The sequence below is a fragment of the Psychrobacter sp. 1176_08 genome (assembly GCF_052850615.1).
On record NZ_VXCU01000002.1, the window covers coordinates 43,977 to 68,887 of the forward strand.

Sequence of the window (24,911 nt, forward strand, 5' to 3'; positions counted from 1 at the left end):
GACATTATTGTATGCAAGATATTCATAAACAGATCATTGCCAAAAAGTATGAATATTTTTCTGACTATCAGGAGTGAATAAAGACGCTATACAACAAATTATTTACCGTCAAATCTGTTTGCGAACGCAAGTAACAATCTTTTGTATTGAGTAGTCTGTATAAAGTGTGTATGTTAATTAGAAGAGGGTTTTTGACCATTATGTTGTTTGCTCATGCTCATACGATAACATGGCGACTTTGCTTACCAGCGTAAGCCTAAATGCTAAGTTTTTGTATGTATATCACACTGTGATTGTATGAGTAATCGATCGCGTACTATGACTAGGAGAAAAAAGATTATGGAAAATCAGGGCAACCCCATTCGTCGCAATGATAAAGTATGGCTCAAAACTTACGAAAAACTTGGTATTCAGTATGACATCATGATGCCAGCTGCCAATACCTCTTTAATCGATATACTCGAAAAAAACTTTGTTACCTATGCTGGCAAAACAGCATTTGTGTGTATGGATGTCAAACTGTCCTATGAAGAATTAGATCGCTATAGCAAACAGATGGCAGCTTATCTGCAATCGTTGGGGCTAAAAAAAGGCGATAAAGTGGCGGTGATGATGCCCAATATTTTACAGCTGCCAGTTGCCGTCCTAGGCGTACTTCGCGCGGGCATGACGTTGGTCAATGTTAACCCACTTTATACTACCAAGGAGCTGGCACATCAGTTAGAAGACTCTGATGCCAAAGTGCTTATTTTGCTAGAAAACTTTGCTAAAACCTACCAAGACATTGGTAAAGACTTGGTTGACCATGTTGTGATTACCTCCATGGGCGACCTTATGAGCCCACTAAAAGGCTTTATCGTGACTGCTGTGGTTCGCCATGTCAAAAAAATGGTGCCTGATTATAGTATCAAAGGCAGTGTTAAATTTAAAAAGGCGCTGAATCGTTTTTCTGCTGACCACTACAAGCGTCCTGATAATATCGGCCTTGAAGACGTAGCAGTTCTGCAATATACCGGTGGTACAACGGGTGTTGCCAAAGGCGCGATGCTCACACATGGCAACTTAGTGGCAAACCTTATCCAGTGTGATGTTTACTTGGGCGATGCTTTTGATAAATTTGAAAAGCTAGATGAGCAGCCAGTCATCATGACAGCGCTGCCCTTATATCATATTTTTTCTTTCACCGTTTGTGGCATGTTTGGCTTGTATCGTGGTTGTATCGGTCTACTTGTACCAAATCCACGCGACTTTGATAGCTTGCTTAAAGCCTATAAAGCATATCCGCCGGCATTCTTTCCAGCAGTCAATACGTTATTTAACGCCCTTGCAAATAGTGAAGAGTTCCAAGCCATAGACCATAGCAAGCTTGAGATGTCTATGGGTGGCGGTATGGCAGTATTAAAAGACACAGCGGCTAAATGGCAAAAAATAACGGGCAATATCATTGTTCAAGGCTATGGTCTATCAGAGACCTCTCCAGTTGCTTCAGCCAATCCAGAAGGCACAAACGAGTTCTCAGGTAATATTGGTCTGCCAATGCCTTCAACGGATATGGCCATTTTGGATGAAGAGGGCAACGAAGTCGCCCTTGGTGAGCGCGGTGAGATTTGTGTTCGTGGTCCACAAGTCATGAAGGGTTACTGGAAGCGCGCGGATGCGACGGCAGAAGTTATGACGGATGATGGTTATTTCCGGACTGGTGATATCGGTGTTATGGATGAAGACGGTTACTTTAAAATTGTCGATCGTAAAAAAGACATGATTTTGGTCTCAGGGTTTAATGTTTATCCAAACGAAGTTGAAGATGCTATGTCGGGTCATCCAAAGATTTTGGAGTGCGGCGTCATTGGTATCGAAGACGAAAAAAGTGGTGAAGTACCAAAAATTTATGTCGTACGCAGTGATGATAGCTTGACGGTTGAAGAGGTTCTCGCCTATGGTAAAGAAAATCTGACCGGCTATAAGCGCCCTCGTTATGTTGAATTCATCGATGAGCTACCAAAATCGAATGTGGGTAAAATCTTACGTAAAGACCTACGCGCGCTTGAAGAAAAGAATCACGGCCAATCGTGATTGCTCACACGGTAGAGAGTTATAACGACAGCATATGTAAGAGACTGTAATAGTTATAGGGTCGCGTTAGCTACAAGTGATAAGGTTGCTCATAGGCAGCCTTATCGTTTTTTATTTTGAGCGTTTTGAGCGTTTTAACAGTGCTAGTATAGATAGAGAAACTCTAGCAAAACTGCTATAGTGCTCAGCGACGGATTTTTATAAGTATCTAAAAAACGTCAGTGTTACTGTATAAACCATGATGGCAAAAATGATAGCCAATTTGGTTTTGCTAAATAATTGTGCCACCTATCACGGGCCTGATAAGACGCTTTTATTGACCAGCTTATGAATGATAAACCAATTGGATTATTGCCGTTTGTATTCATAAGGGTTTGCTGTCACTGATCAATCATAAAAAATGGTGTTTTCGTTAAAATATTCTACATTTTTCATAGTAACGTTTAGGGAAAGTTATGACCGATAATATCAATAAAGAGACAGCAAACGATAAAGCTGCAACCAACAATAAAGACAGTGCTTATAAGAGCAGCGCTGATAAAAACCGTATTCATAAAGACACCGTTTATCAAGACAATATTTATCAAGAAAATGCATTCCCTACCATGCCGACCATCCCTAGCGATAGACCTTGGTTAAGTGCTTATGAGCGCTATGGCATTGATGCTACTATCGATATGCCAGACGACAATACCTCTTTGTTGGAAGTGTTTGAGCGTAATTTTAGCCGTTATGGCAAAAAAACTGCTTATATTTGCATGGGCGCTGAAATCAGTTATAAACAATTGGATTTATACAGCCGTCAAATTGCCAGCTATCTACAATCATTAGGATTGGTCAAGGGTGATAAAGTTGGGGTCATGATGCCCAACTTGTTGCAGTATCCAGTGGTTGCTTTGGGTATCATCCGCGCAGGCATGGTATTGGTCAACGTCAATCCTTTGTACACCAGCCGAGAGCTGTCGCATCAATTGCATGACAGCAATGCCAAAGCCTTATTTATTGTAGAAAATTTTGCAAAAACCTATCAAGAAGCAGAAGACAAAGGTCAAGTGGAGCATGTGATTGTCTGCAAAATTGGCGATATGTTAGGCACGGTTAAAGGTGCTGTGGTCAACCTTGTAGCACGTCACATCAAAAAAATGATTCCAGCTTATCATTTACCAAATAGTGTGAGCTTCAAGCATGCCCTAAATGCAGTGTCGGCCAGTCATTATAAGCGTCCTGATTTGAGCTTAAGTGACGTGGCATTATTGCAATATACAGGTGGTACGACGGGGGTGGCCAAAGGTGCAATGTTGTCTCACGGCAATTTAGTCGCCAACATGCTACAAATTAGCGCCCTTATGAACAGTGCGTTTGAAGATGACGTGGAGGCAGGTGATGTTATTTTGACCGCATTGCCACTGTACCATGTGTTCTCATTTATGGTTTGCGGTATGTACGGCATGTATCAGGGTTATGCAGGCTTACTGATCCCAAATCCACGCGATCTTGATGGTTTGATTAAAGAGATGGGCAAATACAAGCCGTCATTTATCCCTGCAGTCAACACCTTGTTTAATGGCTTGGTAAATAAAGACAGTTTTGCAGAGCTAGATTTCTCCAATCTAAAAGCCTCTATCGGTGGCGGTATGTCAGTGTTGCCAAGTGTGGCCAAAAAATGGCACAACGTCACAGGTCTGCCTATTGTAGAAGGGTATGGTCTGTCTGAGACGTCGCCTGTGGTCGCCTTTAATCCAATGACCATCGCTGAATTCACTAACAAAATTGGTATTCCTGCCTCTAGCACGGACGTGATACTGATCGATGACGACGAAAATGAAGTGGTCATGGGCGATCGCGGTGAGATATGTGTTAAAGGGCCACAAGTAATGATTGGCTATCAAAACCGTCCCAAAGAAACCGCCGAAACCTTTACGGCTAATGGTTACCTAAAAACGGGTGATATCGGTATCATGGATGAAAAGGGCTTCATTAAAATTGTCGATCGCAAAAAAGACATGATTTTGGTCTCAGGTTTTAATGTCTATCCAAATGAAATCGAAGAAGCCATGAGTGAGCATCCAGCGGTGGCAGAGTGCGGTGCTATTGGAGTGCCAAATGAGGAGCGCGGTGAAGAACCAAAATTATTTGTGGTCAAAAAGGGCGAAGTCACAGAACAAGAATTGCTAGATTTTGGTAAAAAACAGCTGACTGGCTATAAGCGTCCCCGTCATATCCAGTTTGTGGATGAATTACCAAAGTCAAACGTTGGTAAGATCCTGCGTAAAGAATTGCGTAAGATGGAAGGCCTAGAATAAGGGTATCACAATAAAGATAAGTAAAAGTATGAGCGTAAAGCCGTCAGAGTAATCAGTGCGCCATTTTATGATTGCATCAGCTTTTTAGTAAAACCGCGGCGTTATAGCTTGAGTGAATCTTGCTATTGCGCCGCTGTCACGTTAGGATGGCTGTCTTTTTGAGCCTACCAAAACGTCTGTTTATCATTTACTCAGATATATACTAATAACTGATTACTTATCTATTGAGATATATAAACAGCCAAACGCCACCAAATTTGTTATTTTTATGACACTGCTTTTAAAACATTGTACTAGGAATTTTTATGCGTATTGATAATCGTGAGCTTGACCAACTTCGCTCGATCAGCTTTGAGCGCCATTATACTAAGCATGCCGAAGGATCAGTATTGGTAAGCTTCGGTGATACTAAAGTGCTGTGTACTGCCAGTGTCGAATCAGGTGTACCGCGCTGGCTAAAAGGCAAGGGTAAAGGTTGGATCACTGCCGAATACGGCATGTTGCCACGAGCGACCAACACTCGCAACCAGCGTGAAGCGGCACGTGGTAAGCAATCAGGTCGAACGCAAGAGATTCAGCGTTTGATTGGTCGTAGCTTACGAGCCATGATTGACTTGAGCAAGCTTGGCGAAAATACCATTTATCTTGATTGTGATGTGTTGCAAGCGGACGGTGGTACTCGTACTGCGAGTGTGACGGGTGCTGCGATTGCGCTTGTTGATGCGTTAGAAAGCCTTCAAAGAACCAAAAAACTCAAATCAGATCCATTGATTGGCTTGGTTGCTGCTGTTTCTGTCGGTATGAAAGATGGCGAAGCCTATTTGGATCTAAACTATGAAGAAGACGCCAGTTGTGACACTGATTTGAATGTTGTCATGACACAAAAAGGTGAGTTCATTGAATTACAAGGTACGGCCGAAGAAAAACCATTCACCCGTGCTCAGGCTGATGATATGCTTGCAATGGCAGAAAAAGGCATCGCTGAATTGATCAAATTGCAACAAACAGCTTTAGGTTGGTAGTCCGCTTCTTGTATTGAGCATTTTAACAACCCTTTTAGACCTGCCATAAACTATTTATAGATACTTGGCTTTTTACTCATAAATATCTGACGATAGGTAATAATGCATGCTCAAGCTGACCGACGATGGCGCTAAAATTACGTTGCAGGGTCAGTCGCAAGCGGCTGATAATGGTATGTTTTGGTTCGGGTCAGCGTTGCTGGTAGGCGCAGTAGCGGTGGCTTTGGCCATGAGTTTATTATCAGAGCGCCTCGCTATCGGTGCATTGGCCTTACTTATCGTTGGCAGTTTTATTTTTAATCGACAACGTCAACAACGCAAAAAAGCCATGGCAGGTGTGATTGCAAATGGTGTTTTGTGGGTGCGAGCTGGTGAGCTGGTGCATGACAATCAAGGCAAGCGTGAGCATATCCAGTTGACCGATGGTGATAAAATTATGCTTATTGGTGAGCAACTACAGATTGTCGATGATGAAGATAAGCAAAAGTATCATATTAGTGGTTTTGAAAGTCTTCAAGAGGCAACAGCGACCAAAGCTATCTTGCAAGGTCAAGCGCTGACTAAGCGCCATGTAAATATCAAAATGAATAGCGATTCAGATGATACTGAGTGAATGATCTATATGTAGATATCTGTCTTTATCACTGAGCCAAGACTATTTTATCCTCTCTGTATTCTCATACATATCCTCTTTTTTAAACCATTGGTCTGGGTTTTTATACCTTTTATCTATTCTGAAAGTTGAATAGGACTTGCAGATTCCTATCCAAATAGTTTATAAGTAAGCTTGAAAAGTCTAATCATCATTCATGCTATTACTTATATTTTATTGGCAAGGAGTTAGCCATGTCGCGTTTGCCCATTCCGTTGGTTACAGCGTCGTGCAGTTTGTTGTTATTTGCTTTTGGTTCAATCAGTTCAGCTTATGCAGATAGCATGAGTGCACTCATCGCCCAAAAGTCTGTCCAATCTAATTACTCATCTCCATCATATTCTGCAGTCCCTTCTGCTAAAGTCAGTACTCGCTCTACCATTCAGCGCGCTGGCACCTATCGTAGCAATGCTACCAATACTCAACCCGCTATCAATGCCAATACCAGATATTCAACTGCCAATGTGGTAAACACACCCAGTTACGGCACTCAGCAATCGGCCTATCATTATCCGAACGTAAAAAATCAAGCACCAGTTGTGCTGCCTGCTTTTTTGTCTGGTAATTACGATAATGTTGATAATGAGTATTTACCGTTATTAAGTAGCGCAGAGACGCAAAGCAGTTTGGCAGCGCGTGAAGTGGTCAGTATGGCTCGCAAAATGGCGCTCAATGAGCGTACGATTATTAAAGGCGGCTGCTGGGACTATCTTAATGCGGTGTTTAATCGTGCAGGGGTGAGCCGCGATACCATTCATAAAGGCACCTATAGTCAGGGTCCTTACGCTCGTAGTGATGAGATTGAAGTAGGCGATTGGCTCTATTATATCAACCACGGTTACAACCGTGTCGAGCATAGTGGGTTGTTTGTGGGCTGGGTTGATGAAGCATCCAAACAAGCCTTGATACTTAGCTATGCGGGCGAAAACCGCCGCGAACCTGCACGCTATCGTGTATATGATTTGAGCAACGTCTATCAAATCATGCGTCCTAGCGTGTAGTGCCAAGGCTAAATATTTGAGTGTCTGGCGGTATAATAGTGTTATCAAGCGCACTTAGTTAATGAAAAAATAGCAAATAAAAAAGCGTCCACCACTTCTATGTGCTGGACGCTTTTTTGTCAAATGGTGTGGCTACTTTACTTACTACTTACGTATCAGTTTCTCTTAAGGCTCACTAATATAATGCTCAAAAAGGTTTTACCACCACCAAAATCACAATAATGACTAACGCAAACACAGGCACTTCATTAAACCAGCGCCAAAACTTATGGGTTTTATAATGCGGATTGTCTATCAGTTTTTTGCGGTAAAAACCACATGCGCCATGATAGCCGGACAACAGTATGACTAATAGCAGCTTGACATGTAGCCAGCCTTGGGTTTTGTAAACCTCCCAGCCCATTCCTAACATCCACAGACCAAAGACCCATGTGGCGATCATCGACGGTGTCATGATACCGCGATACAACTTGCGCTCCATAATAACAAAGCGCTCTTGGCTGATGCTGTCATCACTCATCGCATGGTACACAAACAAGCGCGGCAAATAAAATATAGCGGCAAACCAGCAAACCATAGAGATAATGTGCGCGGCTTTGATCCAATTAAAATAATCTGGCATGATGTCTCTCTTATATACACCTAAGCTTAGTTGGGCAGTAAATCATGCGAGCAAGCTTAGCGCAGATTGTCTACTGATGGTAGCGTTAGACACGACTACTCGGCCAATACGACCCTTGATTGATGACCGCTCATGGCGTCCAAAACAGGAACTTGTTTTGGGGCGCGTGGCGCGGCAAACTGTTTGGTCAAACCCAGCTCTCGCATCAATCTATCATCGCCTGACTGACTGGCATTGCCTGTGGTCAGGAGTTTATCACCATAAAAGAACGAATTGGCACCTGCCATAAAGGCTAGGGCTTGCTCAGAATCAGACAAGCTTTCGCGTCCAGCAGACAAACGTACATAGCTGGTTGGACAGCAAATACGAGCCACCGCAATCGTACGTATCCATTCAAGTACAGATAGCTGTCCTTCAGCTAAGACTTTATCACCAATTGGTGTGCCAGCAATCGGCACCAACAAATTGACGGGGATAGATTCGGGTGCTTTAGGCATTTTGAGTAGCTCATGTACCCAATCAATGCGGTCATCACGACTTTCGCCCATGCCCACGATATTACCACTACAAACATTGATTCCTGAATTACGCACATTGGCAAGCGTGTCTAAGCGCTCATCATAACTGCGCGTACTGACCACTTGCTCATAATAACGTCGTGACGTATCGAGATTGTGATTGTAATAATCCAGTCCTGCGTCAGCCAATTGGGTGGCTTGGTCGGTATCTAGCATACCAAGAGTCATACAAGTCTCTAGTCCCAACGCTTTTACTTCTTTCACCAGCTCAACCACGTAAGGCATGTCTTTGGCGCTAGGGTGTTTCCAAGCTGCGCCCATACAAAATCGTGATGAACCAGTGGCTTTGGCACGTTTGGCTGCGGCAATGACTTTATCAATCTCCAAGCGTTTTTCTGCTTGTAATTTGGTCGTATCGCGATGATGACCGGATTGTGAGCAATAGCCGCAATCTTCAGGGCAGTTACCCGTCTTGATAGACAATAAAGTGCTGATCTGTACTTCATTGGGGTTAAAGTTTTCTCGATGAATCGTTTGTGCTCGTAGCAATAAATCCATCAAAGGCAAATCGAATAGTTGCTCAATGTCTTCACGAGTGTATTGTTCAGTGACGTCTTTTGGTGCCTGAGTGGCATCATTCACTAGGCTTGCCAAGAAGTCATTATTGATGTCGTTTTGATTATTCATATCAGTGGGGCTACCGGCATTAGGTTCTGAGATGCTAAGTAATCCTGCCATGGTATAAGTCCTTTTATCATACTATTAAGGTGTATCAGATAATTGCTGATACGCTTATCGTTTTTAAGGTCATAAAAAAGGTTGCGCTATAGTATAACGCAACCTTTTTAGAAAAACAGACCACTACCAAATAAGATTTATAATCGACACAATTATGAACATAAGCAGCAACTATTTATATAGCTGATCCTAAATAAAAAAGGTACAACAATGATAATGGATTGCCAACGATATATTTTCGTAGCCTCTGTCTGCGAAGGCACAGTAAGCAAGAAAATATGACGTTGGCAGGGCCGTATTTCTTTTATACTGGATTGACTATAGTTTGGCTATTTAGTCAATAACTTGCGGGTTATTTGCCCATTTTATGTTTTGCCACGCCGATCCAATGATTGGCAAAACTTTGTGCTTTATAAGCATACGGCTTGGCTTTTTGGAGATATGGTTTATATTCTTCTGGAATGGGTGGCACGATATGTTTGGCCAGCTTGTTAAACCACATCATTAGGCTGTAATCACCCTCAATGCTTAGGTTGCCTTCTTGGACTGCTGTCATAAAGGAAGGAAGATCGCCCTTAGTTAAGAGCTTAACGCCAGTCATAGAGTCTTTAAAATTGATCGTCAAATCTGCTTTTTCGGCATGGCCGCTGTGTTGGCTAAATTGACCATCATCAAATCTAAAATAACGAGCAATATTAGACTCGTCGCTTGCGATTTCGATAGTTACTTTACGGTCAGCAAATAGCGCTTTGATGTCTTCATTGTCACTATCAGCAAGCATTGACAAACGATAACCCACGACCGCTAATAATACATCTAACGGATCAGACTTAATATTTAATACAGGCACAGTAAACATAAATAAACTCCTAAAGAATGAGACGCAAATAGTGCGTACTTTATACCAGTTTTATTGACAAATATATAAATAGATTATAAACGATGGACAGGTGGCAATTCTTTAGGAGTTACGTAGAGAGCGTTAAGTATCTTGTAACATTCAATGATGCCAACATACTGGTGACATCCTTAGTGAAAACGCGGTTGATAGTCGTCATCATAGACAGGCGTATGCTCTTTATAACGGGCTGCTTCCAAAGCACGCTGCTGCTGTACAGTGCGACTCACATCTTCGTAACGTATTGCTCGGTACAATACCCAGCCGACCAAAGGCAGCCAGCTGATACCCATCGCAATTACGTAGCTGTGCCATTCCGACAGCTCCGACAGTATAGGGCGAGAGGCGAGTAAGCTCTGGAGCACTTCCACACTCAACCAATAAGCCATACCACCGAATAGGTACCATAGTAGCCAGCGCTGAGAGGACAAAGCAAGTGCCACGATTAAGCCGATTAGTCCGCCATAACCGAGCAATGCAGTGCCACTCAAAGTAGCGATACCAATAAAAGAAAAGACAGTTAATAACATCATTCATCTCGCTATTCATAAGGTGAATTTCAATGTCATCATTATGAAAGTTTGTTGAACAAAGCTAAAGAGGGGAGAGGCGACTTTGCGACAACCGTTGACGTTTGGTTTTTTGATGAGTTTTGGGTGTTATTTATCACAGATTTGAAACTAAACGCCATAAAGTGCGCGTTTAGTTTTTATGATAAAAAAGTGTTTCAATGGTGTTTGCAGTAGCGATCAAAGAGAGCGATTAAAGGTTAACTTGGCATGAGTTTTGATTCAGTCAGCATTTATACGCGATTGCTACGATGGCCCCACCAAGATAATAGCGATACCAAAACCGCGCCCAATAGCATAAGCCCCAAGGTGGTCAACCACTGTGCACCAGTAGGGTATTGCCACGGCATAACATTGGTGACGGCGGTGCTGTTGAGCGTGCCCAGCGCATCGACTTTCCAAGGCCATACTTTCACTAAAGAGCCTGCGATAAATCCTGTGAGCAACGCTAAGGTCGCCTGATAGTAGCGGGATAACAACCATTTGAGCGCACGAGTAAACAATAAAAGCCCCGTTGCCATACCAGCGATAACCGTAAAAATAATAGTAAAATTCAGGGTGTGTACCGCTTCTAAAGCCGTGTCATAAGCACCAAGCAATAATAGGATAAAAGAGCCTGATATGCCTGGTAGTATCATGGCGCAAATAGCGATTGCCCCTGCAAAAAACAGATAAGGCAAGCTTGGTGTTGCGGTGAGTAAAGGCAAGCTACTGATAATGACTGCGGCGATAAGACCAACAAAAAATAGTACCACTCGCCCTATATTCCAACGTTTTATCTCAGTCAATAAGATAAGAACAGTTGCCACCACCAAACCAAAAAAGAATGACCAAATGAGTAGTGGCTGATAATCCAATAAATATTTGATCATGCCAGCTAACGTAGCAAAGCTTGTGGCAATTCCTAATACTAAGAAAAGCAAAAAGGTAGCGTCCACCGCGCGCCATACAGCAAACAATCCTTTGATACCGCCCTGCTGCCGAAATATCTGCCAAAGATTGGGTCCAATACTACTGAGAGCGTTGATCAATCGCTCATAAATGCCAGCAATCAGGGCAATCGTACCACCAGAGACGCCAGGTACGATATCTGCCGCGCCCATAGCCATACCTCTAATATAGATGCCCAATAATTGCTTTGGGCTGTCAGTAATAAGACGGGTATTTTCATCCGGTAATTGCGGCGTTGACGACTCGTTCGGTCGCGGTGATTGTGGTGCCGTCATGGACAAATCCTTTATTATTTAACGATAAGCGCTGAAAATGAATGCCAACAGTCATGCTAAAACAGCAATGCAGTAGATGGCCGTATTAAATCTGATAAGTGTGTCGTAATGTTGTGTCGCATAAAAGCCAGATCAACGATGCGGCCATTAATCTGACTTACAGGTTCGTTAATCTGGCTCATAGTATAAACTTGAGTATGGAGCGATTACTCAGTAGGAGCAAATGCAGGATACCCGAGAGCATAAAGCGTGCCTTCAAGTCCTGTCGCATTAATAGCGGCGTCCGCGCGCGCTTGAACAATAGGCTTGGCGCGATAAGCCACGCCCAAATCTGCGATAGCCATCATTGGTAAATCATTGGCACCGTCGCCAATGCAGACCACTTGTGACATCTCAATCCCCAATCGCTCAGCCGTATGTTCGACGATAGCGGCTTTTTTGGCACCATTGACGATAGGCAACTGCACATGTCCAGTGACTTCCCCATCTTCGATGTCTAAGCGGTTGGCGTGTACTTCATCAATGCCAAGTTGCTCCGCGATATAACGAGCAAAATACGTAAAGCCACCTGATACCAGCACCGTATGATAGCCCAGTGCTTTTAGTGCGCTGATTGTGGTACGAGCGCCAGTTGATAGCGTCAAGCGCCCACATATCTCATCAAGCACATCTGTTGACAGACCTTTTAACAGTGCCACTCGCTGCGCGAAGGATTCATCAAAGTCGATTTCACCGCGCATTGCCGCCTCAGTAATGGCCTCAACCTTCTCACCTACGCCAGCCGCTTTTGCAAGCTCGACGATGACTTCTTGCTCAATTAAGGTTGAATCCATATCAAAGCAAGCAAGCTTATGGGTGCGTAGCATGTGACCGACAGATAAGATATGGCAATCGACGACGTCTAATGAGTCGGCACTGTTTGTACGATAAGTATTCTTGTACGATTCGGTTAAATCGCGGCGCAAGCGTGTTGTCAGCTGATCGTCAATAATATGAGCGGCGGCGGTTTTTTTGCCAGGATGCATTAGCGTGTCGGTTACTGGTACTAACAGATAGCGAAAAACTTGTGATTGTGTAAAGGGTAGACGCTGAGCGTTTCCTGCCATCGGTTCGGTATCAGACACAGTGATATTGACAAAACTTGCATCTGCATCTTCTGCAACTGTCACCAGATGCCAGTTTGGCTGCTCATCGACCCATGACTGTACATATTGATGAATATCAAGTGTTGATACTCTGGCAGGCAATACGACAATAAGGGCAAACACGGGGAGAGACTGTAGCGCATCAAAATCTTGCAAATTGGTATCGTTCGGTAATAACGACGCAACAGAATCGACGGCTTGTTGCCATGCTTTGCTGTCTTTTGGTAACGAATAAGATGTATTGTTTGGCATGCCTCAATTGTCCCTTGTATGCTCATATAAGATTAGGAATAATACCAGTTTTACTAAGCAGCGCCTATAGAGGGCACGCAAAGTATCATAGTGTCCTAAAAATGACTATTGTCACTCAAAAAGTAGAAGAAGTAACAGGCTCATGTTGTAATAAATTTCTCAAGCCGCTAACGCTATAAGACTTATTATGGTGATATAGTAGCGAATATTCGCTGAGTATGTGACGGCTCTTGTGATCCGTGTGAACGAGCCAAAATGGCATCAGTTTACGCGAAGTATGGATGCCTAAAACAGTGGTTTTCAGTAATGATGTCTTAGCAGGTTTAAAGGGTGTTACTTGATTTCAGTAACGAGTGATAGAGACACACGCAGTACCATTTTTTTAAATTAGCCAAAAAATGAGCGATAGCCTTGTTTTTTAATTTCTTTTATCCAAAAAAGTTTACCATATCATGACGTATTTAGCGCCGCGGCAAGGGTTGTTTGCCATAATTCTTCTGGTTAGTTTTTGTTTGCAGACTCTGTTATTGGTCATTAGTACTGACCAACAGCTGAGCAATAGTCGTGCGTTAAAAGGCGAGCAGATGGTCGCCCAGCTGATTGATGAAGCGAGGTTGTCTTTAGAAAATAAAGACCGTGTCAGCCTCAGCGTTATTGCCAATCGCTATACCAGCGAGCAAGATGTCACACGGATACTGATTAAAGACAATAAAGATGAGATTTTAGTACCCGTGGGCAATGCGCCCATGCAACAAGGCGATACCATTCGTCAAATTGCAACCAAAGGGGAGGCGGTCATTGGCAGCGTTGCCTTGACTTTGAAAGATGTGAGTAAAGGCGAAATTATCGCCATGCAATGGCCGTTTGTCATTGGGACTATGCTGCTGCATTTGTTACTTTGGGTGATTTATGGCTATCTTGCGCGCCCAACCAAAGAACAAATCAATGCCCTTAGCCGCGAAATCCAAAATCTGCATCGTGAGCAATATATGCAAATGGATCCGAGGAACTATGATCGCAATTTTGAACGTCGTTCAGCGGATAGAGAAAACATGGGCACCGAGCGCTCAGATGAAACGGTGACGGATAGCGAGACCAGCACCGTAAAAAAACGTGACATCCATAATGAGGTCAATCAATACTTGAGAAAGCAACAGAGCCAAGGCACTGCAAGCGAAACGGTTGATATGGCCGCAAGTAAAATGGGTGAGACAACGGAAGCGAGTGATGATGCACAGGGCGACACCGGTAGCACCAGTCATACGTCAACCAAATTTGGTGGTGCTTCTAGGCTGTCTGCCACACGAGCGTTCGACAGTGTGCGTGTGCAGCTGGTCTTTCACGATGAGTTCAATATGCTCGAGCGTTTGGCACCGTCTCAACGCTTGCCTTATTTAGCATTGTGTACGCAGCTATTGAACCAAGCGATAACTGAATTGCTCAAACAGCCTTTATTGCTGGGTGTTAGCCTAATAAATGAGCCACGGTTTGAAGACAAAGGCGCTAGTGTGTTGTTAAAGGCAGATAACAGTCATGCAAAAGTAGCACTGGCAGGCGTGATGCTTGGTAAGCTCTACCTAATGCTCAATAAAATCATCCATGATAAGCATATTGAGCTATCACGGTTTGCGTTACCTGCAAAAGCAGGGGTGAGCGACGATGCTCAGTCAGAGGCAATGACACAGTTGTTACACAGCGTTGGTCGCAAAGAGCAAATGTTGATTTTGTTGCCAAACGCTGGTATCAAACAAATCAATCACCATGTTCAAGTGCATAGCATCATGCGCCCGACAACGGTCTATGAGCGCGAGTGTGCGATTTTCGATGGTGGTAATGATGCCATGATACAGCGACTAGCCGATGTTCGTAACGCTGTACTGATGATCGAAAATGACAGCGAATCATCGATATAATTGTCATTATATTTATATACAATTGTTTGTTTTACCGTTATCTTAGTATCGGCTATTAAATCTGTCATCATGATAAAAAGGATTGACAACATTCAATAGAGACTTTATAAGGCATATATATATTGATATGTTTTTAATACCCTTGCTAAAAACGATAGGAGCTTGTCATGAGTGACACAGATATTGACGACGATTTTGATGATGATTTTGTCGACGATGATGATGCAAAGATGGTGGAAGAGGCCGAGACGAGTGTACGTACACGCCTAAGCAGTCTTGAAAAGCGTCGACTAATCGACAATTTGTTAGAAGAGAAGCGTCTGGCCAAAGAACTCAAAGATGATCTAGATGATATCGACAACTTCGACGAAGATGGCGATGACTGGGATGATGATCTTTAGTTTTTAGGCTTAAATGACGACCTGGAGTCAAAAAATAGCGTCATTTAAGCCGACTAAAGCCTTTTAATCGAGATTATGGATTCGGCTGTGTTAAGCTGATGGTATCTTGTTTGTGGTTTTTTTCGGCGCTTAATACCTCGTTTTTATAAAGTTTTTAATTTTATTATGGTTGTTTGGCGACTTATCCAGACAACCTTTGTCTTCAGATTATCCGCTATCCTGCGCTTATTCCATCAGTCATTGCAATTGACGCAACCCCTCTCTTAAGGATCATGACATCATGAGTAACCCACTAAGTTTCGATGAATTACTAGACTATTTGGACAATCAAGAGAGCCAGTTTGTGCTCGATAGCGTTGCTGCGCATGGTTTTTTGACAGCGACGGTGATAGGTCGTCCATTACCAAATTGGATTGATGCGTTGTTTGAAGGCCACACCAGTGAAGTGCCTGAAAACGTCATTGACGGTATCAAGCGCTGGCGCGATGCTATTATGGCTGAGTTAAAAAACGAGACACCCATTGAGTTACCGTTTGGAGAAGACGCTGGTAACGAAGAAGTGGCCGTTGATTTTTCAGATGAGTCGGACATCGTTGCTTGGTCGATTGGCTTTGTAGATGCCATGTATGCTGATGAAGCAAGCGACTGGTTTGAAGATGAAGAGACAGCAGAAGATGTGGCGGTATTGACCTTACCGATGATCGTGTTAAGCGGTATCGATGACGAAGATCCAGAGCTTGCTGAGATGCGCCGCGATGAGGATAAGCTGGTACAAATGGCCAATAGCATTGAAGGCAATTTGACTGAGTTGTTCTTGTTGTTCCATACCAACGATTAAGCGTATTATTAAAAATAGCCATAAGCAGTACGGTTGAATATCACTTACTATCAGTATTGCTTGGCGTTTTTTGATTCATCCTATTAAGTCACCGATAAGGTCGTCCTATGACTGTGCAACTCTCCAATCTTGAGCACTTACCCAATTACCAAATCACCGAGCGCCTAGATGTGGTGTACGGCAGTACGGTACGCTCAAAGCATGTCGGCAAAGACTTGTTTGCTGGGTTAAAAAACATCGTTGGTGGTGAACTAACCGCTTATACCGAGTTGCTAGAAGAGTCGCGTCAAGAGGCGATAGATCGGATGGTGGTCAAAGCCGAAGCCTTGGGTGCTGACGCAGTTGTAGGCTTGCGTTTTTCAACGTCTAGTATTGCACAGGGCGCCTCTGAGCTATTCGTTTATGGCACTGCAGTCAAAGCCATTCCCATGCCGCAACAAGCCACTCAGCCGCCAAATGATGCTTACGGGCAATCTATGCCAGCCCAAAACCCTACACCTGTACCGAAAGATGATTTGCCACGTTTCAATCCTTTTGGTTGATTAGCCAACGCTCAAAGCATTCTGTCGAAGCATTGATGCTTTTTATATTAAGAGACGTGTCATGAATAACTCTCTCACTCAATTTCTCATCAACTACGCGCCGTTTATTTTATTATTCGCGGCTGGGTGGTTTTTTGGGTCGCGTCATGAGCGTCAGCATTTAGCGCAGCTGCGCGTGTCGGAACAAGAGTTGGGTCATATTATTGTCTCAAGCGAGCGCTTTTATTGCCCCAAACTGGCGGCTGGTAGCGAGGGCGAGTTGGTGCTGGGTAGCGTTGTCATTGCTCAAGATTACTTCAAAATGATCATCGCGCGTGTGTTAAGCCTATTTGGCAAAAACTTGACCACTTACGAGACATTATTAGATCGTGCACGCCGTGAAGCCATTGTACGCATGCGTACCGAAGCCAATGCCAAAGGCTATAACCATATCTATGGCTTACGTATGGAAGTGACTAACATCAATCAATTGGGCAGCATGGTAGAGGCTATTGCCTATGGTACAGCGGTCATCAGTATCGACAGTAACAATACAATTGTTGCTAAACCTTCTATATAAACTTGCTATAGCCAGTTCAACATAAAATCGATACAGCAGGTGCTATGTGCGACTGCTATCACTTTTTCTTGCGTGCTGCTAACACAGAGGTAGCAAAAAATCGTCCCACTCACACTATCTGTTTTTTAAAGTAAATCGACCGTATCTGCTACTTTTTACCCGCATGTTTTTATTTCCTCCTAAAACTATCCTTCCCAAAGATACTATTTCTTATTTGACTGATGAGTCGTTAGATAAAGTAAATACAGAGACTTTTAGCACGATATACTGAATTTTCTCGTTCTATCATCATGATAGGGCGTGTTAGTAAGTAGTGTGCAAAATAGTACGGTACAAAAAACATTGTCAGACAAAGAGCATCACAAGAAAACGCTGATGCCGATGGTGGCTTTTACCCAAATAATCAGCAGGATTGGCTGATTGAGCATCACGGCATTGTCATAAACTGACCCAAAGAAGGGTCTTACCTACATGGATGTAGTTATGGAAAGTCTTGAGATAGTCACGTTAGTAAATTCCGTTGTCATTCCTATTTGCTTGTTTTTAATCATGATGGGCATGGGGTTGACCCTCGTCACCAATGATTTTAAACGCGTCTTAAAATACCCAAAAGCCGTCGGTATCGGCTTGACCAATCAGCTGATATTGCTGCCAGTCATTGGTTTTGCCTTGGCAAACATCATGCCACTTGAGCCTGAGTATGCGGTTGGCGTCATGCTACTGGTACTCTGCCCAGGCGGCACAACTTCAAACTTATTTACGTATCTTGCCAAAGGGGATGTGGCGCTATCTGTGACGATGACGGCGATTGCCAGCATCATAACTGTGTTTAGTATTCCTGTCGTTCTAAGCTTTTCATTGATTCACTTTATGGGGGCGGGCAGCGAGTTTCAATTGCCTGTGTTAAAGACAGTATTGACTTTGGTATTGCTGACGATATTACCCATCAGTGTGGGCATGCTGATCAAACGCTTTGCGCCTAAGGTCGCGGATAGCTCACAGCGATATGTGTCTAGATTTGGCGTGACATTTTTGGCGTTTTTGGTGGCGTTTTTGAGCTATGTACAAAGAGACATTATCGTTGAGGCGTTTTTTGCCACGGGGCCAGTGTCTTTATTATTGAACTTGTCTACCATGGCGCTTGGTTATTACACGAGTAAATGGTTTGGACTGAACTTGGCACAAAGAGCGTCAGTGACACTAGAGGTTGGTTTACAAAACAGCACCTTGTCGATATTTATGGCGCTGACACTATTGGCCAATTATAAAATGTCGCTGATGCCTGCCATTTATACCTTGATCATGTTTTTGACCGCTGGGATTTTGGTCAGAATCTTTAGTGCAAAGTATCATAAGCTTAAGAAGTCTGAAGTAAAGAGCGGTATTTTGGCGGCATCTAGAGCTTAGATAGAGGTCATAAAGCAAAGCGCATTACGTTGATGGATGAGGAATCAACTCCCATAAGCAGTTTAAGGTTGTTAAGTTGCTTATGGGCAACCAGTGCATTGACTGCTGTGACTCTCATTATGCGCGTTTATCATTCAATATGATTTGCCAAGTACTAAGGCCGACGGATATTTATATGTCGGCTATCATTGGCTCTGTCATCAGCGGTTTGCTCTTTTACTTTTTCGATATCAAACAAGAACGTACGGTTTTTGAGTACCGCGACAAACACCACGCCACCGACCGTATTGCCTACCAATACCACCGCCAAAAATTCCAAATAGCGCCACAAGCTGACCGTATTGCCATATAGTAAAGCAGAGAATACCTCGATATTACCAACGATACTGTGATGCAAACCCAAAAATCCAATACTGCCTGTGATAATAGTGACTAACACAATCCGGCTAAGGGTATCGCGCGCTGAGGTCACAAGCCACGCTGTGACCCCCATCATCCATCCTGCCAAGATGGCGCTGCCAAATATGACCCACCACCTAAATCCCAAAATATGCTCGGCATAAGTATCGATACTACTTGCGCTAAACAGATGCATATTCAAGCCCAAACCAATCATTAAGGCTGCAAACAAACAGCCACCGACCACGTTGCCTGCGATTACAATGCCCCAAAGGCGCAATAGTTTGCTTACAGGTTCAAAACCATTCAATACAGGCAAGCTCAAAAGCGAGGTTTGTTCGGTAAATAACAATGACTGACCAATGACCACAATGATAAAACCAATGGGATAAAGTAGGGAAGCGAGGACGAGCGCATAATGACTTGGCAGCATTTCATTGAGAAGGGCAAAAGCGGATAAAATCATAAAGAAGCTGATGCCAATCTCAAGCCCAGCGGTAAAAGCACTGGTGAATAATGAGCCAAGCGAACGCTCAAAGGTTTTTCGGGCGTCCATGGACTGCTCAACCAAGATACTGGCATGGCTTTTTGCTTGACTGGCGTTGTCGTCATTGGCGACTTTTTTGATGGTTTCTTTGTCCTCCTTGCTGATGTCTTCAGAAAAATCTTCATCTTCTAACTGCTCAGTCGCTTCAAGCTCATCATCCAAAGCAGTATGGTCGCCCTCATCCTCTGGTTCATCTTTTGCCTCGTACGCAGGATGAGTGGCACCATCAATGATAGGCGCACCGTTGACCTTATTGGCATGAGCGTTATTGTTATACTCGGTATCTTGGGACACGGTTGGCTCGCTGTTATCCAGATTGATGTTAATAAAAAGACATGGCTATATTCTATAGCGTTGCTCTACCTTATAGCAGCGTTATATTTTAACGCATGCAATGATTGATTATGGTGAGCGTTCAGTTGATTAAGGTTGTTAATTGTTGAATGCCGCTGTTAAGCTCCGATAAATTGCCTTAGCATCTAACAAAATCTGCCTATCTGCGTTAAAATCACGGTATTCATTATATTATCTATTTTTTACATCCATTGTCTGACCACATCCATTATCAATAAAAGACCTTTTTACTATGAGCAATCCCGATACCGATACCAGTACTAATAGCAACGCGAAAACCAATCTGACCCAATCTATCCAAGCAGCTCTGAATCAACTAGAAAACGCCTACAATCCCAGTGAGGTGGAAGCAGGCATGTATCAAGGTTGGGAAGAAAGCGGTTATTTTAAACCAAGCTTTGATAAAGACGAGTCGTTTTCTATTGCGCTGCCACCACCGAACGTCACAGGCTCATTGCATATGGGTCATGGCTTTAACAATGCAATCATGGATGCGCTGACCCGTTATCATCGCATGGATGGTGATAATACGTTGTGGCAACCAGGTACGGATCATGCTGGTATCGCGACTCAAATGGTTGTTGAGCGTCGTTTGGAGGCGCAAGGTATCAAACGCCGTGATATGACGCGTGAAGACTTCATCGATAAAGTATGGGAATGGAAAGAAGAGTCGGGCGGTAACATCACCAGCCAAATTCGCCGTTTGGGTAGCTCGGTTGACTGGTCGCGTGAGCGTTTTACCATGGATGATGGTCTGTCCAATGCAGTAAAAGAAGTGTTCGTACGCCTGTTTGACGATGGTCTTATTTATCGCGGTAAGCGCCTAGTGAACTGGGACCCTAAGTTCCAAACGGCACTGTCTGATTTAGAAGTAGAAAACCATGATGAAAAAGGCAGCTTGTGGCATTTCCGCTATCATTTCACTGACAAAGACTTGATGACTCAAGATGGTAAAAACTATCTGGTCGTCGCCACCACACGTCCTGAGACTTTGCTTGGTGATACGGCGGTCGCAGTCAATCCGAGCGATGAGCGTTATGCACATTTGGTCGGCAAAACTATTACCTTGCCAATCACGGGTCGTGTCGTGCCTATCGTCGCTGATGATTACGTCGAAAAAGACTTTGGTACGGGCTGTGTCAAAATCACCCCAGCACATGATTTCAACGATTATGAATTGGGTCGTCGTCATAACTTGCCGCTGATTAACATCCTTGATGAGCGCGCCAATATCTTGCGAGCGATGGAAGTCTATCCTGACTTGCAGACACGTGAGCCAGAGCTAGAGACCACGCCGAGCGAGTACGCAGGACTTGAGCGTTTTGCCGCTCGTAAGTTCCTTGTAGAGCAAGCAGGCGAGCAGGGCTGGCTAGAAGAGGTAAAGGACTATGCGCTAAAAGCCCCACGTGCTGAGCGTGGCGGTACGATCGTTGAGCCGTGGTTGACCGATCAGTGGTACGTCGCGGTCAAAGAGCTTGCTAAGCCTGCGATTGATGCAGTAGAAGACGGCAGCATTGAGTTCGTCCCTGCGCAGTACAAAAACATGTATATGGCGTGGATGACCGATCTACAAGACTGGTGCATCAGCCGTCAGCTGTGGTGGGGTCATCGTATCCCCGCATGGTATGACGATGCGACAGGTGAAATCTATGTCGCCCGTGATGAAGCGGAAGTGCGCACTAAATACAACCTAAGCGACGATGTAAAACTGCGCCAAGATGATGACGTACTTGATACGTGGTTCAGCTCAGGTCTATGGACGTTCAGTACGCTTGACTGGGCAGATGTCAACGCCGATCCACGCGTGATGAAAACCTTTCACCCAACCAGCGTGCTCGTGACAGGTTTTGACATTATCTTCTTTTGGGTTGCGCGCATGATCATGATGACCATGCACTTTGTGAAAAACGAAGATGGCACGCCGCAAGTACCGTTCAAGACTGTCTATGTCCATGGTCTGGTGCGTGATGGTAATGGTCAAAAAATGTCAAAATCAAAAGGTAACGTCTTAGATCCGATTGACTTGATCGACGGTATCGAGCTAGAAGCGCTGGTCGAAAAGCGCACCAGCAACATGATGAATCCAAAAGACGCGGCCAAGATTGAGAAGCAAACGCGTAAAGAGTTCCCAGAAGGCATCCCAGCGTATGGTACCGATGCACTGCGCTTTACCTTTACCTCGCTTGCCAGTACCGGTCGCGATATCAACTTTGATCTCAAACGCGTTGAAGGCTATCGCAACTTCTGTAATAAAATCTGGAACGCCAGCCGTTTTGTCCTCATGAACTGTGTGGATGGTGACAGCAATGCCAAGCCTATCGACCAAGCGGCAAACCCTGACGTATGGGAATTACCAGAGAAGTGGATCATGAGTCGTCTGAACTCTAGCATCAAAGACATTCATCAGCATTTCGCTCAGTATCGTCTCGATATGGTCAGCCAAGATATCTATGAGTTCATCTGGAACGAGTACTGTGATTGGTACGTGGAGCTTGCTAAAGCCAGTCTCAATGATGACTCGGTATCAGACGAGCGCAAAGCGCAAATCCGCTATGTGCTGCTGCATGTGCTAGAGACCGCGCTACGCTTCACGCATCCAATCATGCCGTATCTGACTGAGCAAATCTGGCAAACCATCGCGCCGCTACTCGGTCGTAAAAACACCGACAGCATCGTGATCGCGAGCTATCCACAGACCGATGACAGCCAAATCAGTGAACAAACTGAGGCGGATATGGCGTGGCTACAAGAGCTGATCGCGAGCGTCCGTAATATCCGCGGTGAGATGAAGCTTGGTAATGCCGTACGTCTGCCAGTACTGCTACAAAACGTCTCTAGTGAAGAAGAAGCGCGCCTATCGCGTATCAAAAACCAGTTCAAAGCGCTTGCCAAAGTCGAGAGCCTAGAGATCGTCAAAGAAGGCGATGACGTGCCATTATCGTCATCAAGTATGGTCGGTCAGCTACGTGTGCTCGTGCCGATGAAAGGGCTCATCGATCCAACGGCTGAGCTGGCTCGCTTGGGCAAGTCATATGATAAGTTGAAAGGTCAAGCTGAAGGTATCGCTCGTAAGCTTGGTAATGAAGGCTTTGTGAGTAAAGCGCCAGTCGAAGTCGTCGATGCTGAGAAAGCAAAACTGGCTGAGCTAGAAGGGCAGTTGACTGCAATGACGGCGCAGATGGAGCAGTTGAAAGCGTTGTAAATAAAACGTAAATATCTGTAGTAATAAAAAGCGCTGTCACAATTGTGATGGCGTTTTTTATTGTCTGTATGGCAATATATCTATCGCTCATAACTTCTTAAATTTTTAAGCTCGCTAAATTAAGCCCCTCTATTTGAAATAACATTTTAAGGAATGTCATGTTATCTGCTTATCGTCAGGATACTTTTTTTCTTAACCGCGCATTGCCTGTCCTAATCGGCTTGGCTGCTATCTATGGCGCGTTGTGGCTGTTTGCGATTCCAGTCAATGCTGTGGTGCTGGCTATTACGTTGATGGTGGTGTTTTGTCTGATCAAAATCCCTGTGGCCGTCTCCTTAGTATCGGCGGCTTTGCTTGGCGGTTTGCATGCAAGAATGACAATGCCAGACATCTTACAGGTGTTAAATGATAACTTGCTGAGCGGCGCACAAGTCGGGATGACATACATCATGGTTGGCGCGTTTGCCGTGGCGCTGGCGAGAAGTGGCATCCTGGATTGGGTCGCACAAAAGATGGCGAGTAGTCTTAATCGTGAAGGTGCTCATGTACGACAGCAGGTCAAATGGATGCTGTTTGCCCTATTTATTGTGGCCTCATTGCTCTCACAAAACTTAATACCCGTACACATTGCCTTTATCCCTGTGCTGATACCGCCGCTGCTTGGTCTCATGAACCGCTTACGACTCGATCGCCGTGCCGTTGCTTGTATTCTGGCTTGTGGTATTAGCGCGTCTTATCTGCTGCTGCCGTTTGGGTTTGGCGCAATTTATCTGAATGAAATCTTATTAGAGAATTTTAATAGCGTTGGCGCAGCGTCTGGGTATGCAGCGACTGCCAGCATGGCGCCCAAAGCGATGTTCTTCCCAGTAATGGGGCTACTCGCTGGTATGCTGTTTGCGGTATTCATCACGTATCGTAAACCGCGTGACTATTTGCAAGTGACAAAAATAGAAACAGAAAATACTGATATGATCGCTACTGACGAAAAAATCGAGATTGGTTTACAGCCGCTGCTATTTACAGCGCTGGCAGTGGTCACGGTGTTATTGTTCCAAATTTATTTTGATTCGCTGTTTATTGGCGCGATGATCGGTTTTATGATTCTTGGGTTTTCAGGTATTTATCGCTGGCAAGCGCAAGACGATGTGTTTACGCAAGGCGTGCGCTTAATGGCAGAAATCGCCGTCATCATTACCATTGCATCGAGCTTTGGCGCACTGCTGACCGCCACTGGCGACATCGACCCACTCGTGGCATCAGCGACGCAATTCTTTGGTGACAATAAACTGTTTGGTGCAGCGGTGATGCTGGTCGTTGGCTTGTTTATTACTATTGGGTTTGGCGATTCGTTTGCGTCTGTCCCCATCTTAGCGCCTATTTATATCCCACTTGCGTTTGCGCTTGGGTTCTCTCCACTCGCGGCTCTTGCCATGCTTGGTGCAGCGGCGGCGTTAGGCGATGCGGGTTCGCCAGCGTCTACGATCACGCTTGGCGCTACTGCTGGTCTAAATTCTGATGGACAGCATGACCATATTAAAGACAGTGTGATTCCAACGTTTTTTCACGCCAATATTGGGATGTTGCTGTTTACGTGGGTGGCGGTGGTGTGGTTGTTGGGGTGAGTTTATTAGTTGAGTTAGAAGGGCAGTTGACCGCGATGACGGCGCAGATGGAGCAGTTGAAAGCGTTGTAATTGGCATAGTAATGGTTGTAGTAATAAATAGCGCTGT

General features: G+C 44.3%; 20 protein-coding genes. 13 read left to right on the top strand and 7 right to left on the bottom strand.

Going from position 1 to position 24,911, the window contains the following annotated elements; genetic code table 11:
- The first annotated feature begins 339 nt into the window (after positions 1–339).
- The 5 genes from FW759_RS02780 (at position 340) to FW759_RS02800 (ending at position 7,051) form a co-directional block, all read left to right on the top strand.
- Positions 340–2,073 carry an AMP-binding protein gene (locus tag FW759_RS02780; RefSeq protein WP_446442134.1) on the top strand — a complete coding sequence of 578 codons (1,734 nt, stop codon included), beginning with the start codon at positions 340–342 and terminating at the stop codon, positions 2,071–2,073.
- Between the two features lie 605 nt (positions 2,074–2,678).
- Positions 2,679–4,376: an AMP-binding protein gene (locus FW759_RS02785; RefSeq protein WP_434969842.1), complete on the top strand. Its 1,698-nt coding sequence runs from the start codon at positions 2,679–2,681 to the stop codon at positions 4,374–4,376.
- A gap of 305 nt (positions 4,377–4,681) precedes the next feature.
- Complete coding sequence (gene rph / locus FW759_RS02790; protein WP_446442135.1) at positions 4,682–5,398, top strand: ribonuclease PH; 717 nt, start codon at positions 4,682–4,684, stop codon at positions 5,396–5,398.
- 106 nt (positions 5,399–5,504) lie between these two features.
- Complete coding sequence (locus FW759_RS02795; RefSeq protein WP_353670463.1) at positions 5,505–6,011, top strand: hypothetical protein; 507 nt, start codon at positions 5,505–5,507, stop codon at positions 6,009–6,011.
- Positions 6,012–6,244: 233 nt separating this feature from the next.
- A complete protein-coding gene (locus FW759_RS02800; RefSeq protein WP_062845479.1) occupies positions 6,245–7,051 on the top strand; it encodes a hypothetical protein in 807 nt (268 codons plus the stop codon).
- Positions 7,052–7,238: 187 nt separating this feature from the next.
- Here the strand turns inward: FW759_RS02800 and hemJ are convergent, their stop codons facing one another.
- From hemJ to serB, 6 genes are all read right to left on the bottom strand, one after another.
- Positions 7,239–7,673 (bottom strand): protoporphyrinogen oxidase HemJ, encoded by a 435-nt coding sequence (gene hemJ / locus FW759_RS02805; RefSeq protein WP_062845478.1) that lies wholly within the window; start codon positions 7,671–7,673, stop codon positions 7,239–7,241.
- 95 nt (positions 7,674–7,768) lie between these two features.
- Positions 7,769–8,929 (bottom strand): biotin synthase BioB, encoded by a 1,161-nt coding sequence (gene bioB / locus FW759_RS02810; protein ID WP_353670462.1) that lies wholly within the window; start codon positions 8,927–8,929, stop codon positions 7,769–7,771.
- Between the two features lie 352 nt (positions 8,930–9,281).
- Positions 9,282–9,788: an SCP2 sterol-binding domain-containing protein gene (locus tag FW759_RS02815; RefSeq protein ID WP_353670461.1), complete on the bottom strand. Its 507-nt coding sequence runs from the start codon at positions 9,786–9,788 to the stop codon at positions 9,282–9,284.
- A 170-nt stretch (positions 9,789–9,958) separates the two neighbouring features.
- Entirely contained in the window at positions 9,959–10,360 is a 402-nt protein-coding gene (gene aciT, locus FW759_RS02820) for an AciT family ciprofloxacin tolerance protein (RefSeq protein ID WP_353670460.1), read from the bottom strand.
- 269 nt (positions 10,361–10,629) lie between these two features.
- On the bottom strand, positions 10,630–11,622 hold the full coding sequence (locus tag FW759_RS02825) for a DUF368 domain-containing protein (protein WP_446442136.1): 993 nt from the start codon (positions 11,620–11,622) through the stop codon (positions 10,630–10,632).
- 206 nt (positions 11,623–11,828) lie between these two features.
- Positions 11,829–13,019: a phosphoserine phosphatase SerB gene (gene serB / locus FW759_RS02830; protein WP_446442137.1), complete on the bottom strand. Its 1,191-nt coding sequence runs from the start codon at positions 13,017–13,019 to the stop codon at positions 11,829–11,831.
- 452 nt (positions 13,020–13,471) lie between these two features.
- Between serB and FW759_RS02835 the strand changes: the two genes are divergently transcribed.
- From FW759_RS02835 to FW759_RS02860, 6 genes are all read left to right on the top strand, one after another.
- Positions 13,472–14,932 carry a hypothetical protein gene (locus FW759_RS02835; protein WP_446442138.1) on the top strand — a complete coding sequence of 487 codons (1,461 nt, stop codon included), beginning with the start codon at positions 13,472–13,474 and terminating at the stop codon, positions 14,930–14,932.
- 167 nt (positions 14,933–15,099) lie between these two features.
- Positions 15,100–15,333 (top strand): PA3496 family putative envelope integrity protein, encoded by a 234-nt coding sequence (locus FW759_RS02840; RefSeq protein ID WP_062845472.1) that lies wholly within the window; start codon positions 15,100–15,102, stop codon positions 15,331–15,333.
- A 280-nt stretch (positions 15,334–15,613) separates the two neighbouring features.
- Positions 15,614–16,171, top strand: coding sequence for a YecA/YgfB family protein (locus tag FW759_RS02845; RefSeq protein ID WP_087039653.1), 558 nt, complete (start codon positions 15,614–15,616; stop codon positions 16,169–16,171).
- Positions 16,172–16,278: 107 nt separating this feature from the next.
- The gene (locus tag FW759_RS02850; protein ID WP_443528833.1) at positions 16,279–16,713 is read left to right on the top strand and encodes a YbjQ family protein; all 435 of its coding nucleotides are present in this window, start codon (positions 16,279–16,281) and stop codon (positions 16,711–16,713) included.
- Positions 16,714–16,774: 61 nt separating this feature from the next.
- Positions 16,775–17,272, top strand: a complete 498-nt coding sequence (locus FW759_RS02855; protein WP_446442139.1) for a YbjQ family protein — start codon at positions 16,775–16,777, stop codon at positions 17,270–17,272.
- 483 nt (positions 17,273–17,755) lie between these two features.
- Entirely contained in the window at positions 17,756–18,679 is a 924-nt protein-coding gene (locus FW759_RS02860) for a bile acid:sodium symporter family protein (protein WP_443567025.1), read from the top strand.
- A gap of 154 nt (positions 18,680–18,833) precedes the next feature.
- Here the strand turns inward: FW759_RS02860 and FW759_RS02865 are convergent, their stop codons facing one another.
- Positions 18,834–19,919 (bottom strand): formate/nitrite transporter family protein, encoded by a 1,086-nt coding sequence (locus FW759_RS02865; RefSeq protein ID WP_062845467.1) that lies wholly within the window; start codon positions 19,917–19,919, stop codon positions 18,834–18,836.
- A 292-nt stretch (positions 19,920–20,211) separates the two neighbouring features.
- On the opposite strand from FW759_RS02865, the gene FW759_RS02870 reads away from it, so the two are divergent.
- Positions 20,212–23,181, top strand: coding sequence for a valine--tRNA ligase (locus FW759_RS02870; RefSeq protein WP_446442140.1), 2,970 nt, complete (start codon positions 20,212–20,214; stop codon positions 23,179–23,181).
- 158 nt (positions 23,182–23,339) lie between these two features.
- The gene (locus FW759_RS02875; protein WP_446442141.1) at positions 23,340–24,803 is read left to right on the top strand and encodes a Na+/H+ antiporter NhaC family protein; all 1,464 of its coding nucleotides are present in this window, start codon (positions 23,340–23,342) and stop codon (positions 24,801–24,803) included.
- The last annotated feature ends 108 nt before the right edge of the window (positions 24,804–24,911 follow it).